This window comes from Magnetospirillum sp., assembly GCA_027532905.1.
Lineage (GTDB): Bacteria > Pseudomonadota > Alphaproteobacteria > CACIAM-22H2 > CACIAM-22H2 > Tagaea.
The window spans coordinates 1,502,526-1,518,132 of the sequence record JAPZUA010000001.1 but is presented as its reverse complement, the minus strand read 5'-3'; the positions used below and the strand labels follow the sequence as shown (position 1 = coordinate 1,518,132).

Below are 15,607 nucleotides of genomic sequence, written 5' to 3'. Positions count from 1 at the left end.
GTTCGCAAAATCGATGCGCTCCCCTGACCTCGGCTTCTCGATATCTGAAACAGAATGGCTGATCGAGCAGCAATTTTAAGTGCGCACGGTCACAGGCTCGGCAAAAAACGCCGCTATGGGTCGATTTTGCCGAGCACCGCACGCACTGCCTTGCTCTAACCTATTGTTTTTCCGCCACAATCAAACTGGCCCGCCGCTTGCGATGTCACTGATGACCAATCGCCACCCGGCCGCGGAGCTCCAATCATGACGCAATCTGCCTTGTCCGACCTGCCCCAGCACCAGGGACTGTTCAACCTGTCGAAAACGCCGGCCCAGATTGCCGTCGTCGCATCAAGATCGTCCGTGCCCGCTTCCGCGCCCGCGCCCGTACCGACGCCGACGGCCAAACCGTCCGCGCCGACAACCAATCTAGTTGCCAAGCCGACGCTCGCGTCGGTCGGCGGCTCAACCCAGGTTCAGCCCAAGCCGATCGCAGCTTTGCGCCGCGCACCCGAAGCGGCAGCCCCGATCAGCCGCGGGCGCTATTTGAAGACGCTCGAACATCTCGCCAAAACCGAGGAAGCCCGCTCGATCGGCCAGATCGTGGCACAGGTGCGCGCGCGCGAAGTCGAACAAGCCGTACAGCTCGCAGCGCGCGCGCGTGCGCGCTATCTCGCTTGCGTCGTCGATCTGGGTGCGAACCGCGCGCCCATCTCGCGCAACAATATCGAAGAGCTCGCGGCACTGCGCAAAGCGCACGAAGAACTGACCGAAGGCATCGACGCGTTGACCAACGCGATCCGCGAAGGCCTCATCGATATCGTCGGTGTGGGCGAATAAGCTTCTGCTTAAACGCCGATATCGGGGTTGAAGATGCGGCTGCCGCGCTTGGTGCTGCCGCTTTCGAACAGCGACGTGCCGCCGCGCACCGATTCGACGAGCGGTTCGGCCAGCAGCGCCATCGCCATAATCGTTTCGGGCTTGAGCGCCGCCCCTTTGAGGCCGAACTGGTTGGCAAGGGCCTGCAGCTGCGGCGGCAGGGCTGGCGTTGCCGTAGGCTTGGGTGCCGGTTTGGCGGCCGGTGCTTCGGCCGACGCGATCGCCGCCACATCGGCCACATCGCGCGTCATTTTCGATTCGAAAAACCGATAGACCTGGTCGAGCGTGCGCGCACGCCCGCTGCCATCGTAGAACACGCCGCGATTGGCGGATGCGGCTTCCGGGAACTGCGTGGCCGCGATGCGCTGCGGGTCCTGCCGATAGCTTGCAAGGAACCGCGTGGCACCGCCAGCACCCAGGAAATGTGCAAGATAGAGATCGGTTGCGTTGACGCCGGAGCCAAGCGCGTTTTCAAGCTGGTTGTAGTTGCTGCGCGCAAACTCCGCCGCCATCGAACTTGCCGCGCGCGGATCGAAGCGCAGATCGAGGATGGTCTTGCGCGCCGCAGCGTCGCGCACTTTGGGTCCGCCGCCGAAATCGTCTTCGATTTGGGCGGCATACTGGCCGAGCCCGTGTTTGGCGCCGTGCTGGCGCACCGTGTTGAGCCACGTGCTCTCGATGAACTGATAAAGCCCCGAGGCCGACGAGGTGCGCGCTTTAGCACCGGGATCGAAACTCGATTCCGTCTGCGCTTTGGCGAGCATGAATTTGAAGTCGACACCGCTGCGTTTCGAGGCGTCGCGGATTGCATCGACGACTTCGCGCGAAGCACCGCGCGGGCTGGGATCGGCCTGGCCGATGGCTCGAGACGTCGGAATGCTCATGATTCGAGTATCTTACGCCCTAAATAGTAAAGATTTCACTAAATTTGACGCGAATTGGCTTAACGGCGTGCCGCCTGTGCTGCCATTTGCGCAAGCGCCATCAGACTGCGTTGGGTAATGAGCTCGCTCGGCATGCCACCGCTCGATTTGCACTGGATCTCGGCTTCCAGCAGCCGCTCGAGCGCCATCACGATGCGCGGCTGCGGCCAGCGCGCGAGCTGGGTTTTGAACGGGCCAACCTCTTTGTAGAAGACTTTGGGCCAGAGTTTGCCCATCGCTGCATCGGCGCTGAGGCCACGTGCGATGTCGGCCTGCACGCTTTGCAGCCGCATGAAATGGCGCGCGGTCATGCGCAGAATGCCGATCGGGCTGTCGCCTTCGCTGGAGACGCGCCCATAGGCGCGCTCGAGCCCGGCAAGATCGCCCATTGCCGCCGCCCGGATCACGTCGTCGAGATCGATGTCCGCCGAATCGCCGATCACGGCGTGGCAATCCTCGAGCGTGAGCGTCGTACCTTTGCCGGCGTAAAGGGCGAGCTTGTCGAGTTCGCTGCGCGTGATCGCACGGTCGCCGCCGAGCCGCGCGGCGAGCCAGTCGAGCACTTCGCCCGAGGCTTTGACGCCGTTCTGCGTCAGGGTCTCGGAAATGGTGCGCGCAAGATCCGGCCCTTCCTCGTGGTAGCAGGCGATTGCGGCCGCATTGTCCGCACTTTCGCAAAGCTTGCGCAGCTTCGATTTGCCATCGAGCTCGCCTGCTTCGATCACCACGAGCCCGTCGCCCTTTGGGTCTTCGAGCAGATTTTCAACCGCTGTCGCGATATCGTTGCCGGCCCCGCGGACGCGCACCACGCGTCGGCCGCCGAGCATCGAAATCGCGGCCGCTTCGTCGGCGAGTTTGGCTGGGTCGTCCTTGATCGCCTCGGGCGAAATGTCGGCCACACGGAACGGGTCGGCCAGATCGGGCACGATCGTGCGCGCTATCTGCTCGGCGCGCTCGCGCACGAGGCCCGCATCGGGGCCGTACAATAGGACCGCACGCGCCGCAGGATCCGGGCGTTTGGCGAAATTCGCGACGGCTGCACCTTTAATGACCATGGCGCCGACGATAGCAGTTTGCTAAGCCCTTTTGCGATGGCCGACTCAACCGATCCGAATTTCGCTCGCGCTTCTGCAGCCCACGCTGCCGGCGACCTCGAAACCGCCCTCGAGGGCTATGTCGCCGTGCTGAGCGCCGACGCCAAACGGCTCGATGCACTCGACGGCCTCACCCAGATTCTCGAGGGTGCGCGCACGCCACAATTTCACCCGGGCCTTGCGGCTTTGCTGGAGCGTGCCCTTGGCACACCGGCAGCGCGCCGCGACGGCTTGGTGCGTAGCGCGCAAGCCCAGCTCGCGCTCAAATACCGCATGGCCGATGCAAGTGCGGTCCCCTCGCTCGACATTCTCGACGCGTTTGCGCGCGACGGGTTGCTGTTGGCGGTGCTCCATCTGGGGCTGATCGGCGATCCGGTCGTCGAGGCGTTTTTGTGCCGCGCCCGGCGCGCCTTGTGCGCCCCCGACGCCAAGCCAAAATTGCTGCCCCTTGCCATCGCCTTTGCCCAGCAGGCTTTCAACAACGACTATGTCTGGCCGATCACGGCCGAAGACGAAGCGGCCCTCACTTTTGTTGCGGGCGACGAATTCGGCGTCGCACGGCGCGCAATGTTTGGCCCCCTCGATCCGGCGGCAGCGAGCTTCCCCATGCTTGGCGCCTATCTGGCCGAGCGCACGAAATACGAGGCCGCTTTGCAATCGGCCGAGCAGCGCATCGTCTCGATGTATCCGCTCACACCCGATGCGTTTGCGCACGCAACCGCGCGCGACGCGCACGCACCCGCACCGCGCTGGCAGGGTTTGCGCATGCCCGGCCGCATCGATATCCGCGCGGGCCTTGGCCGCCAATATGCGTGGGCCGGTCCGTTCCCGGAATTCGCACCGCCCCTGCTGGCGCTGGTGCCGTCGGCGGGCACGTGCCATCTCGCTTTGTCGATGGCGGTTGGCTACGACAATGTGCAGGTCGAGGCGACCGATTTGTCGCGCCGGGCTCTCGCGTTCGGCCTCGCCCAGGCCGAGGCGATCGGCGTGCCGAATGTCCATTTTTCGCAAGCCGATCTGCTCGATTTGCCCAAGACCGGTGCCGGGTGGGGCCATGCCGAAGCGCTCGACGTGCTCGGCGCCGCTGCCGATCCGCGCGCCTGCGTGGAAGCTCTTGTCGCTGTGCTGGCCCCGGGCAGTTTCCTGCGGCTCGACGCACCCGGCAAAAACGGCCGTGCGTTTCTCGCCAAAGCGCGCGAATCCTTGCGCGCAGCCGGTGCGCAAACCGATCTTGCGAGCCTGCGTCGGTGGCGTACGGACATTCTTTCGGGCAAATACGGGCCGGAACTGCAGCGCAATCTGCCGCACTGGCCAGGCTTCCATTCGGCCGCCGCTTTGGCGGCGTTCGGTTTGCAAACGCACGACAACAGTTTCGACATTGCGGCCTTGCGCACGCTGCTTGACGGGCTACCGGTCAAGTTTCTGGGCTTCGAATTCGATCCTGGCACGCTGCAGAGCTACAAAAAGAAATTCCCGGCCGAGCAGACTTGCGCCGATATTGCCAACTGGCAAAAACTCGAAGCGGCGCGGGCCCAGCCGTTCGATTTCTATCGCTTCTGGCTGTTGCGCATCTGACATCGCCCTATTTGTGCCGCGCGCGCACAAGTTCTGTGCGCGTGTGGTTCTGCCGTGCCGCGCACGCGCAATCTGCTCTCCTTCGACCCCGTCAATGGAGACAGCAATGCCCCTCGTGCGAATCGAATTGCCTGCCGGAAAATCCGCCGCTTGGAAGCGCGCAATCGCGGACGGCGTGCATGCGGCTTTGGTCGAGATGGCCGGTGTACCCGCCGACGACCGCTTCCAGATCCTGAGCGAGCAAACCCCCGACATGCGCATCGTCGATCCGAACTATTTCGGCATCGCCCGCACGAACGATTTTGTGCTTGTGCAGATTTTCTTGAGCGTGGGCCGCAACGACGCAATCAAGCGCAGCCTCTATGCTGCGGTCGCGCGCAATCTTGGCGTCGACCCGGGCCTGCGGCCGCAAGATGTGATGATCGCTCTTGCCGAAAACACGCGCGTCGACTGGTCGTTCGGCAACGGGATCGCGCAATACGTGCCGGGGCCGTGAGGCTCCGGTTTACACCACGATATTGACGATCTTGTTGGGCACCACGACGATCTTGCGTGCGGGCTTGCCGGCCATGGCGGTCTGCACGTTGGCGACCGCCAGGGCGGCATCCTTGGCGACTTGCTCGGCCGCATCGCGCGCGATGGCGATCGTGCCGCGCAGCTTGCCGTTGACCTGAACGGCCAGGGTCACGCTTTCGTCGACGAGCAGGCTTGGATCGGCCTTGGGCCAGGCTTCTTCGACCAGCATGCGATCGGCGTGCCCGAGGGCTGCCCATAGCGATTCGCCGATATGCGGCACCATCGGGCCCACGAGCTGCACCAAAATTTCGTAGCCGCGCCGTCGCACCCAATCGGCTCCGGCCGCCTTAGGATCTAGGTCGCCCAGCGTGTTGGCGAGCGTGCGGATCTGGGCAACTGCCACGTTGAAGCGGAAATTCTCGAGATTGTCCGAGACCGACGCGATCGTTTTGTGCACGGCCCGCCAGGCCGCGTCGGCGACTGGATCAAGCGTGTCGGGCTTCGCCGCGTCTTTGGCCGCGAACGGCACATCGGGTTCGGTCACGTCGCGCCACAGGCGTTGCAGGAAACGGAACGCGCCATCCACACCCGCTTCCGTCCATTCGAGATCGCGCTCGGGCGGGCTGTCCGACAGCATGAACAGCCGGGCGGTATCGGCACCGTATTCGTCGATGATGCGGCCCGGGGCGACGACGTTCTTTTTGGATTTCGACATGACCTCGCGGCGGCCGACCGTGACAGGTTGGCCGGTCGCGATTTCGATCACGAGATTCTCCGATTTGCGCTCGATCTCTTCTGGATAGAGCCATTTGCCGGCCGCACTCTTGTAGCTCTCGTGGCAGACCATGCCTTGCGTGAACAGGCCCGCAAACGGCTCGTCGAGATTGGCGTGGCCCGTGGCGCGCATCGCGCGCGTGAAGAACCGCGAATAGAGCAGATGCAAAATCGCATGCTCGACGCCGCCGACATACTGGTCGACCGGCAGCCAGTAATCGACCGCCTTGCGGTCCACCGGGTTCGCGTCGCGTGGGCTGCAGAAGCGCGCGAAGTACCACGACGAATCGACGAACGTGTCGAACGTGTCGGTTTCGCGGCGCGCAGGTTTGCCGCATTTGGGGCAGCCGACATGTTTCCAAGTCGGGTGATGGTCGAGCGGATTGCCCGGCTTGTCGAAGCGCACATCGTCGGGCAGCTTGACCGGCAGCTCGCTCTTCGGCATGGGCACCACGCCGCATGTGTCGCAATGCACGACCGGGATCGGGCAGCCCCAATAGCGCTGGCGGCTCACGAGCCAGTCGCGCAGGCGCCACACGACCGTGGGCTCGCCCGAGCCCAATGCTTTGAGCCTTTCGCCGACTTTCGTTTTGGCGTCTTCGACCGCGAGGCCGTCGAGGAAATCCGAATTCACGAGACGGCCGGGGCCCGTATATGCCTCTTTCGAAATGTCGATTTTTTCGCCTTCTGGGGCGACGACGGCGACGATCGGCAGGCCGTATTTGGTCGCGAAATCCCAGTCGCGCTGGTCGTGCGCGGGGCAGCCGAAAATGGCGCCCGTGCCGTAGTCGATCAGCACGAAATTGGCGACCCACACGGGCAGCGTCTTGCCGGCCACGAACGGGTGCGCGACGCGAAGGCCCGTGTCGAAGCCCTTCTTTTCGAGTTGCTCGACGATCGCGGCCGAGGTCCCGGCGCGCTGGCACTCGGCCACGAAGCCAGCGAGTGCGGGGTTTGCGGCGGCAAGTTCGGCTGTCAGCTTGTGGTCGGGCGACAGTGCCAGGAACGACGCGCCAAACAGCGTGTCTGGCCGCGTGGTAAAAACCTCGATATTGTCCGCACGCCCCTCGAGCGCGAAACGAACGTAAGCGCCGGCCGACTTGCCGATCCAGTTTTCCTGCATCAGCCGCACTTTTTCGGGCCAGCGGTCGAGCGTGCCCAAAGCCGCCAGAAGCTCATCGGCGTAGTGCGTGATCTTGAAGAACCACTGCGACAGCTTCTTCTTCTCGACCGCAGCACCCGAGCGCCAGCCCTTGCCGTCGATGACCTGCTCGTTGGCGAGCACGGTCTGGTCGATCGGGTCCCAATTGACGAAGGCTTCCTTGCGATAGACGAGGCCCTTGTCGAAGAAATCCAAAAACAGCTGCTGCTCGTGCGCGTAGTAGCCGGGGTGGCAGGTCGCGATTTCGCGCGTCCAGTCGATGGCGAGGCCCACGCGCTTCAACTCGCCGCGCATCGTGGCGATGTTGTCGTAGGTCCATTTGCCGGGATGGATCTGCATGTCGCGCGCGGCGTTTTCGGCCGGCAGGCCGAACGCGTCCCAGCCCATCGGATGCAGCACGTTGTAGCCAAGCGCTTTGCGATGGCGCGCCACCACGTCGCCGAGCGTGTAATTGCGCACATGGCCCATATGGATGCGGCCCGAGGGATACGGAAACATCTCGAGCACGTAGTATTTGGGGCGCGTGTAGTCGCTGCTTGCCTCGAACACGCGCGTCTGTTCCCAGCGCTGCTGCCAATGCGTTTCGGATTCGCGGAAATTGTAGCGGGCCATGCGTTCTTTTGCCGTCTCTCGGTCGAAGGGGCTTCATGAATAGGCGAACTTCCCGGAGATGGGAATAGCCGACATCGCGCCGCACGGGCATGCTTTAGGCCCTGCGCTTGTCAGGTGCGGGCGCGCATGGTACCCCGCCGATCCCTTATGTCGATCCCGGTATCTTGATGTCCAGCACCGCGCCACCCAGCGAAATGCCCGCCTATCTTGCGGCGGCGGTCGAAGCGTTTCAGAGCGGCGACCTCGATGCGTGTTTTGCCGTGTTGCGCCAAGCGCGCGCGGCAGAACCCGGCAACGTGAAAATCGTCAACAATCTGGGCGTCTTTTCGGGCCAGGCCGGTCGTGTCGACGACGCGATCGGCTATTTCCGCGAGGCAGCCGCCCTCGATCCCGGCAGCTACGAGGCTTGGTACAATCTCGGCCTGCTGATGCGCGACAAATCCCAGCTGCCAGATGCGCGCGCAGCGCTCGAGCGCGCGGTCGCCGTGCGGCCCGACTCGGTTTTGGCGATGACGGCGCTTGCCTTCGTGTGCATATCGCTCAAGGACCGCGATGCGGCTCGCGCACTCCTCGAAAAGGCCGTCGAACGCGATCCCGAAACGCCTGAACGCTGGGCTAATCTCGGAAATCTACTTTCGGAGATGCGCGATTTTGCGCCAGCGCGCGACGCGCTGGAACGCGCGTTGCGCCTGGCACCGCACCACATGCAGGCGCGCTACAATCTGGCGACGCTCGACTACAAGGTTGGCGACGTCGAAACTGCATCGCAGGCTTTCGACGCGATCGTCGCCGAAAACGACGACGAAGAGGCCTTTCCGTCGCTGCAGCGCCGTTATTTTCCGCATATCTCGAACGCGGCATTCGACGGCGCCGCGTTGCGCGCGATGGGCGAGGCGATTTCGGCGAAGATGCAGCGCCCGTCGCGGCCGCTTTTCGCGCCGCGGCCGCGCGGCGAAAAGTTGCGCGTGGGCTTTCTGTCGGCCGACTTTCGGCGCCATTCTTGCGCGTATTTTCTGAAGCCGCTTTTCGAGAATTTCGAGCGCGCGCACTACGAATTCCATTGTTTTGCCGATTTCTCCGAACACAAATCCGACGAAATCTCGGCGTGGTTCGAGAGAATGGCCATGTCATGGTGCGTGACCACGGAAATGCAAACCTCCGAGATCGCCGCTGCGGTCGCCGAGCGCGGCATCGATGTGCTGGTCGAGCTTGGCGGCTATTCGGGCGGTTCGCTGATCCCGGTTTGCGCCTTCAAACCTGCACCCGCGATCGTCGAATGGCTGGGCTTTCCCGGTTCGACCGGCGTACCCGAAATCGGCTACCGCCTTGGCGATGCGATCGCCGATCCGCCGGCTGACGATGCGGTGCATTTTTCCGAAAAGATGGTCCGGCTCGACGGACCGTTCCTTTGCTATTCGCTGCCGCCCGAAGCGCCCGAGGTTGCACCGGCACCCGTTTCGATCGTCGGCGCGCCGACCTTTGGGTCGTTCAACAACCCGCACAAAATCCGCCCGCCGGTGGCGGCGGCGTGGACGCGCATTGTTACTTCGGTTCCTAATGCGAAACTCCTGATCAAGGCGCCGTTGACGGGCGAACCCAAAGCCGGTGCGCGACTGCGCAAAATGTTCGCCGATGCCGGCATGCCCGCCGACCGGCTGATCCTTGCCGACGGCGAGCGAAGCACGGCGGCCTATCTTGCCTCCTATGCGCGCGTCGATGTGGCGCTCGATCCGTTTCCCTATAACGGCACGACGACGACATGCGAATCGCTGTGGATGGGCGTGCCGGTCGTTACCTTCGCGGGCAACCGCCACTCCGCGCGCGTGGGCGCAAGCTTGTTGCGCCATATCGGCCTCGACGCCCTGGTCGCAGCCGATATCGACGATTACGTGGCAAAAGCGATCGAACTCGCACGCGATCCGGCGCGCCTGGTCGAATATCGCAAAACGTTGCGCGCGCGTTTTGCGGCAAGCCCGGTCATGGACGGGGCCGGCTGGACGCGCCGCTTCGAGGCCGCCATCGAGGACGTCTACCGCGACGCGATGGGCCGCACTGCCTAACTAGCTTCGCGGCATCCGCCAGATCGCGTGCAGCGCATCGGCAAAGTCGGTTGCCATGCGCCGACCGTCGAGCAGCGCGCTGTTGGCAAGATGCGTTCGCAGCCGCGCGCGCTCGTGCGCGCGGCGCGCAGGATCCGACGCAAGTGCGACGGCAAGCGCGATGTAGACTTCGCGATCCGTTGCGACGAACTCCGGCAGGTTCGCCGCGGCCATTAGGCTGGCGCCGACGCGGGCTGCATGGCGGTCGCCTGCCAGCGTCACAACCGGCACGCCCATCCACAGCGCCTCGCACGTTGTCGTCGTGCCGTTGTAGCCGAGCGGATCGAGTGCGACATCGATTTCGCCGTAAAGCGCCAAATGGCCCGTGCGGTCCGGCGTGTGGCGCGCGAGGCGCAGCCGTTCGGGCGCGATACCCTGTTCGGCGAAAAACCCGCGCAAGCGCGCCGCTGCGTCCGCATTTTCGAGCGTCTTTGCTTTGAGGAACAAGTCGGCCTCCGGCAGGCGACGCAGAATTTCGGCCCATGCCACGAGCGTGGCTTGCGAGAGTTTCGCCGCATTGTTGAACGAGCCCAGGACAACCCGACCGTCACCAATGCGCGCGATGTCGGGTGCATCGGCTGGCGGCGCGTAACACAGAAAATGCGCCAGGCGGAAAAGTCGCTCGGTAAAGTGCGCGTCGGATGCGCCGACGGGGTCCGCGACCGCATCCGTCAGGCGCCAATCCATTGCGCGCAGCCCTGTCGTTGCGGGATAGCCGATCCAGGCGATCTGGACCGGCGCCAAACGGTGCGCAAAAGCCGTGAGGCGATTGAATCGCGTGTGCCCGGCAAGGTCGATCGCAATGTCGATGCGGTCGCGCGCGATGCGTTCGGCTAAGTTGCTGTCGCTCAAGCGTCGCGTGTCGCGCCAGCCGGCGAAAAGCGCGCGCAGCCGTGCAGTCGTGGCGTCGGGCGATTGCGTATCGCTGTAGGCAACGGTTTCGATGCGCCCGCGATCGACATGGTCCAGCCAGGATTCAAGAAAATGCGGCACCGAATGGGTATGGAAATCGGGCGACAGGAACGCGACGCGCAGTGCGCCGCCCGCCGCGGGCCGACCCCGTTGTTTTGCCCGAACCGGCGTCGTCTCGAGCGTGCGCGCAAGTTCGACATGTGCTGCCTTGGTCGCAAGCGGGTTGGCAGGCGGATCGTAGTTGAGTGCTTGCACGAGGTTGGCGTACCCGGCGGCCGCACCTGCGGCGATCGCGCGCCGGAAGGAAGCCGCCGCAGCCTGCATGTCGCCCAGATCGAACTGCAGATTGCCTAGCGTCAGATGCCCGAGCGCAAAATCCGGCGCTAGCACGAGTGCGGCACGGATTGCCTCGACGGCCGCCGACCAACGCCCGCTGCGGCAAAGTGCCGTGGCTAGCGAAATGCGGACGTCAGGTGCTGTCGGTTCGCGCCGCTGCGCTTCTTCCAGGGTGCCGATTGCAGCTTCGACGGCGCCGAGCGCAAGTTCGGCTTGCGCTTTGCTCAACAGCGGTGCTGCCGAGACGGGCTCGAGCGCGCACGCGCGCGCTGCAACGTCGCGCGCTTCGCTGTTGCGCTTGGCGTCGTTCAGCGCATTGGCGTAATTGACGAGCGCGCCGACATTGTCCGGGCCTTTTTCGGCGGCTTGGGCAAAGACCGCAAGGCTTCGTGTCGTTTCGCCGGCCGCCGCCAGCACATGGCCGTAGCCTGCCAATAGATCGAGATTGTCGGGCGCTTTTTGTGCGGCCCGCCGACCGGCCGCCAGCGCCATAGCCACATCGCCGACCCGACGAGCCGCCGCAAACAGCGCAATGCTTGGTTCGGCGGCCTGCGGGGTCTGCGTTTCGGCCGCTTTGAAATGCCCAATGGCGGCGCGCAGATCGCCCGCGCGTTCGGCCGCGTATCCGAGCGCAAGTGCTCGGCCTGGACCGTCATTGGGCATTGGAGCCGGGCTAGCGCGCGCCGGCACGCTCGCGGCGAAGCAGGCGCGCGCGCGTCAAAATCGCGTTTTCGACCCCGACCGGGCTCTGCGGCTGCACGGCGACGTCTTCCCAGCTGTCCGGCCCGGTGCGGCGCTGGCGGAACATCGACACGCGCACGGCATCGGCGCGAAGTTCTTGGCCCAGAATGAAGATGTTGAGTTTGAGGCGTTCGGAAGGCGCGTTGTCCGCGCTGTACCAGTCGGTCAGAATGACGCCGCCGAACGGATCCGCCTGTACCAGCGGCATAAACGCGATCGTATCGAGCGTGGCCTGCCATAGCAGCGCGTTGACGCCGATTCCGCCGCCACCAGCGCCGGCACCGCGATTGCCGCCGAAGCCAAGCCCGCCGTCGCCGAACAAGCTGCCGGATTCACCGCTACGAGACGCATTCGACGAGGTATAGACGCCAGGGCTGCCCGGAATTTCGCGCGGTATGTCCTCCTCGATGCGCGCACCCGAGCACGCTGCAAGCATCGCTGCGACGGCACCTGCGCCGACAAACCGCAAGAGTATCCGGGCACGCATAACGGGCATAACGAAACCTATCTTGGGAAAGAACTAGAAACAGCACAATATACTAGCCGGTTCCGGCGGTCTTCGCAAAGACATGGGCCGCGGCATATGCGGTCGAAAATATAAGTGAATATTCCATAATACGAGTTATATGTCCTATATCTTGAATTCTTCTGTGGCGCATGAGCAACAGGCTGCTTTCAAAGCTTTCCGGCCACCTCTCTTGCAATTGACCACCCGGCGGCAAAATGAGAAGCCTACTGAGCGTTTGCGTTGGGACCAAACCAGTGCAGCGATAATGCTCGCGCAGAGCTCATCATGGAGAGAGTGAATGAACAAGAACTGGCTTTTTGGCACCACGGCGCTGGCACTCGCTGCCTCGTTCGGTGCGATTGCCCCGGCAAATGCCCAGGCATTCAAGACGACCAACACGGAAGTCACGATCGGCGGCTATACCCGCGGTTTCGCTGGCGCAGTGTCGGCTGACCGTACGACCGCCAATTTCCAGGGCGCGGACGTGCAGCTCGACGCACGTTTCGACATCACGGCGCGTTTCGCCACGGCGAACGGCATGCAGGCTCTCGGCGTGATCCAGTTCCAGGATCAAGGCCGCGGCTCGTTTGATACCGTGAACAACCGCTTCCTGATCGACTCGGTGATGCGTCGTGCATACGCCGGCATCGGCGGCGCGTTCGGCCAGGTTCGCGTCGGTCGCGACGACAACGCGTCGCAGCAGACCTTCGTCGGCTCGTTCGACGCCTTCACGGCCGGTTCGGCACGTCTCGGCAAGATCTACGACTTCATCGGCGGATCGCCGCTGACGGTGTCGGCCGACGATACGGGCGTGGGTTCGACCTCGATCCGTCTCTTCGACCGCCAGTCGGAAAAGCTCGTCTACATCTCGCCGCGCATCGAAGGTTTCCAGCTGGTCGGCAGCTGGACCCCGGAAATTGCGGCAGGCCGCAACTCGGAACAGCCCAGCTCGAACGGCCAGACCTACATCAACGGTCTGTCGGCCGGTCTTAACTTCACGCGTCCGATCGGCAGCGTCGCCGTGAGCGCGTACGGCACGTACTACCGTTGGAACGCGACGAACCCGGGTGCGCATTCGACCAACACCAGCGCTTTCAAGCTTCCCGATCCGTCGGCTTACGGCTTCGGTTTGAATGCGGTGTGGCAGGGTATCCAAGTTGGCGGCTCGTACACCTCGTATAAGGACGTTGCTAACATCGCTCGCGGCAGCTACACGGCGACCGACACGATCGGTGCCGGCACCAACGGCCTCGGCACGGCGACGACCATTATCGGCGACAGCGTCGGCTACGAAGGCGGCATCGGCTATATCTTCGGGCCGGCTTCGGTCTCCTTGAACTACTTCAAGGGCGAAGCCGACACGGATCGCGCGAGCCGCTCGAACGGCGTCAAGTCGGCCGCTCCGCTCGGCAAGGACGAGCGTTCGGCTCTTGCTCTGAACGGCGCCTACACGCTCGCTCCGGGCGTGTCGGTCCAGCTGTCGCTGTTCACGTTGAAGCAGAAGAGCGGTTACTACAACGGCTTCCAGACGCAGAACACCGGCGTCAAGAACTCCCAGAAGGCTTCGGGCGCCGTTTCGGCCCTGGTCCTGGCGTTCTAAGCTAAACGTTTCTCCACACTTCGGAGATGCGGAAAGGGGGATGGTTCGCCATCCCCCTTTTTCTTTTTGGGAACCGAATGCAATGACCGACACGATCGCAGCCCGGCTTGGCAGTGCACGCGCCAGAATTGCCGCTGCGGCAAGCCAAAGCGTCGTCCTTGTTGCCGTCGCCAAAACCTACCCGGCCAGCGATGTCGAACAGGCGATCGCGGCGGGTCAGCTTGTGTTCGGCGAAAATCGCGTGCAAGAGGCGATGGCCAAGTACTCGGAACTGCGCGCCCGACATGCCGATCTGGAACTCCATCTGATCGGCCCCTTGCAAACCAACAAGGTCAAGGAAGCCGTTGCCACGTTCGACGTTATTCAAACGCTCGACCGACCGAAACTCGCAGCCGCCATGGCGGCTGAATTCGCGCGCACGCTCAAACGGCCGCGCCTGTTCGTGCAGGTCAACACCGGTGCCGAGCCGCAAAAGGCCGGCATTCTGCCGGAAGCGGCGGATGCCTTCATTGACGAATGCCGCCGTGTCCACGGGCTCGAGATTGCGGGTCTAATGTGTATTCCGCCTGCCGACGAGCCGCCGGCACCGCATTTTGCGCTGCTGGCCGAAATCGCCGCGCGCAATAGCCTCTTGCTGCTGTCGATGGGCATGAGTGCGGATTACGAGATCGCCGCCGCCTTAGGCGCCACGCATGTGCGCATTGGCAGCGCCATCTTCGGTGCGCGCCCGTCTGAAGCTGTCTAAATCGGCACTGCCCTAAAGTCGCTGGCCTTCGCCGATGCGCTCGCGCTGCATGCGCGAATAGCGCTCAAGCCCGGCCGCCATCTGTGCTGCAAAATAGCTGCCCGCCTCGCCCGAATCGCCCTGGCTTTGCGCCTGCAGCTGGGTCTGCACCTGCGCCGAGAAGGCGGTTTCGCCCGTATTCGCGCGGGCCGTCGGCTGGCCTTGCAGGCTCGCCGTTTGGATGGGCGAAGACGGCATGCGCGACACGCCCGTGGGTCCAGCCGGCCCGAGGCCGCGGAAACCGCCCGCTGTATTGAGGGCCGACGCCCGATACTCGACCAACGACCGACCGACCGGCGCGCTTGCTGCCGACCGGCTGTTGTCGCCGATATTGGCACCGGCGGGTGGTACTGCGGCCTGCTGGACCGGTGTCGGCGCTGCGGCGACGGGCGCTGGCGGCGTGCGTGTCGGCTGGGGTTGCGCAACGGCGACATTGCGCGCCAGCATCTGCTCGGGTCCTGCGATCCATGTCGCCAACATGCTGCCCGCATCGCCGCCCGCACTTGCCAACTGCACGCCCCCAGATTGCGAGCCAAGGCCGCCGAAGGCCGCCATCGCGCGGGCATCGACATTCTGGGGCGGCGGCGGTGGGGCTGCTTGCGCGAAATTCGCGGAGGTGTCGAGCGTCGGGAATTTATTGTGCGAGCCGCCGATGCCGACGGCCGCCATCGCATGTTCGCCGATGTCTTTGCCGCTGGCGGTCTCGACCATGGCATTGGCAAGCGAGCTCGCAAAACCGATCGGGCCGCCATAGATCAGGCCGCCGACGATGCGCGCGGACGGCGAAATCGTCGCCCCAGTCACCGCGCGATAGACAGTGCCGACGATCGGAAGATGCTGCAACGGGTTGATGTAGTCGAAGAAGCTGCCGCCGGAACTGGAACTTTTGGCGGGCAGAACGATATCGTCCGGCGCATCGGCATTGAGATGCCGATTGGGGCTCGGCCGCACTTCGAAAGCTGCGGGCGGCGAAAATCCAGTAGGGCGGTTTGGCTCGATCATGGCTGGCCTTGTCAAAGCAAGCGCCAGACCACAGCGTTCCTCAATCTAATCAATTACTTGGACAAAAGCACGGACGCCGCATGCGGCAAGATTTGCCGCGTCTCTGCC

At 64.0% G+C, this 15,607-nt stretch carries 12 protein-coding genes; 6 read left to right on the top strand and 6 right to left on the bottom strand.

Annotated features, from left to right (window positions below; all coding sequences use genetic code 11):
* Nucleotides 1-246: 246 nt before the first annotated feature.
* Nucleotides 247-822, top strand: coding sequence for a hypothetical protein (locus tag O9320_07355; GenBank protein ID MCZ8310653.1), 576 nt, complete (start codon nucleotides 247-249; stop codon nucleotides 820-822).
* 8 nt (nucleotides 823-830) lie between these two features.
* Here O9320_07355 and O9320_07350 read toward each other — a convergent pair whose 3' ends face one another.
* Both O9320_07350 and holA read right to left on the bottom strand, forming a co-directional pair.
* The gene (locus tag O9320_07350; GenBank protein ID MCZ8310652.1) at nucleotides 831-1,745 is read right to left on the bottom strand and encodes a transglycosylase SLT domain-containing protein; all 915 of its coding nucleotides are present in this window, start codon (nucleotides 1,743-1,745) and stop codon (nucleotides 831-833) included.
* Between the two features lie 59 nt (nucleotides 1,746-1,804).
* A complete protein-coding gene (gene holA, locus O9320_07345) occupies nucleotides 1,805-2,839 on the bottom strand; it encodes a DNA polymerase III subunit delta (GenBank protein ID MCZ8310651.1) in 1,035 nt (344 codons plus the stop codon).
* A 36-nt stretch (nucleotides 2,840-2,875) separates the two neighbouring features.
* Here holA and O9320_07340 point away from each other — a divergent pair, with 36 nt between their 5' ends.
* A complete protein-coding gene (locus O9320_07340) occupies nucleotides 2,876-4,453 on the top strand; it encodes a class I SAM-dependent methyltransferase (protein ID MCZ8310650.1) in 1,578 nt (525 codons plus the stop codon).
* 106 nt (nucleotides 4,454-4,559) lie between these two features.
* Complete coding sequence (locus tag O9320_07335; GenBank protein ID MCZ8310649.1) at nucleotides 4,560-4,949, top strand: tautomerase family protein; 390 nt, start codon at nucleotides 4,560-4,562, stop codon at nucleotides 4,947-4,949.
* Between the two features lie 9 nt (nucleotides 4,950-4,958).
* Here the strand turns inward: O9320_07335 and leuS are convergent, their stop codons facing one another.
* On the bottom strand, nucleotides 4,959-7,517 hold the full coding sequence (gene leuS / locus O9320_07330) for a leucine--tRNA ligase (GenBank protein ID MCZ8310648.1): 2,559 nt from the start codon (nucleotides 7,515-7,517) through the stop codon (nucleotides 4,959-4,961).
* 167 nt (nucleotides 7,518-7,684) lie between these two features.
* Here leuS and O9320_07325 point away from each other — a divergent pair, with 167 nt between their 5' ends.
* Entirely contained in the window at nucleotides 7,685-9,577 is a 1,893-nt protein-coding gene (locus tag O9320_07325) for a tetratricopeptide repeat protein (GenBank protein MCZ8310647.1), read from the top strand.
* Here the strand turns inward: O9320_07325 and O9320_07320 are convergent, their stop codons facing one another.
* Both O9320_07320 and O9320_07315 read right to left on the bottom strand, forming a co-directional pair.
* Entirely contained in the window at nucleotides 9,578-11,527 is a 1,950-nt protein-coding gene (locus tag O9320_07320; GenBank protein ID MCZ8310646.1) for a tetratricopeptide repeat protein, read from the bottom strand.
* A 10-nt stretch (nucleotides 11,528-11,537) separates the two neighbouring features.
* Nucleotides 11,538-12,101, bottom strand: coding sequence for a DUF3576 domain-containing protein (locus tag O9320_07315; protein ID MCZ8310645.1), 564 nt, complete (start codon nucleotides 12,099-12,101; stop codon nucleotides 11,538-11,540).
* Between the two features lie 310 nt (nucleotides 12,102-12,411).
* On the opposite strand from O9320_07315, the gene O9320_07310 reads away from it, so the two are divergent.
* Both O9320_07310 and O9320_07305 read left to right on the top strand, forming a co-directional pair.
* The gene (locus O9320_07310; GenBank protein ID MCZ8310644.1) at nucleotides 12,412-13,713 is read left to right on the top strand and encodes a porin; all 1,302 of its coding nucleotides are present in this window, start codon (nucleotides 12,412-12,414) and stop codon (nucleotides 13,711-13,713) included.
* Nucleotides 13,714-13,795: 82 nt separating this feature from the next.
* Nucleotides 13,796-14,458: a YggS family pyridoxal phosphate-dependent enzyme gene (locus O9320_07305; GenBank protein ID MCZ8310643.1), complete on the top strand. Its 663-nt coding sequence runs from the start codon at nucleotides 13,796-13,798 to the stop codon at nucleotides 14,456-14,458.
* Between the two features lie 12 nt (nucleotides 14,459-14,470).
* Here O9320_07305 and O9320_07300 read toward each other — a convergent pair whose 3' ends face one another.
* Complete coding sequence (locus tag O9320_07300; GenBank protein MCZ8310642.1) at nucleotides 14,471-15,499, bottom strand: hypothetical protein; 1,029 nt, start codon at nucleotides 15,497-15,499, stop codon at nucleotides 14,471-14,473.
* Nucleotides 15,500-15,607: the final 108 nt, after the last annotated feature.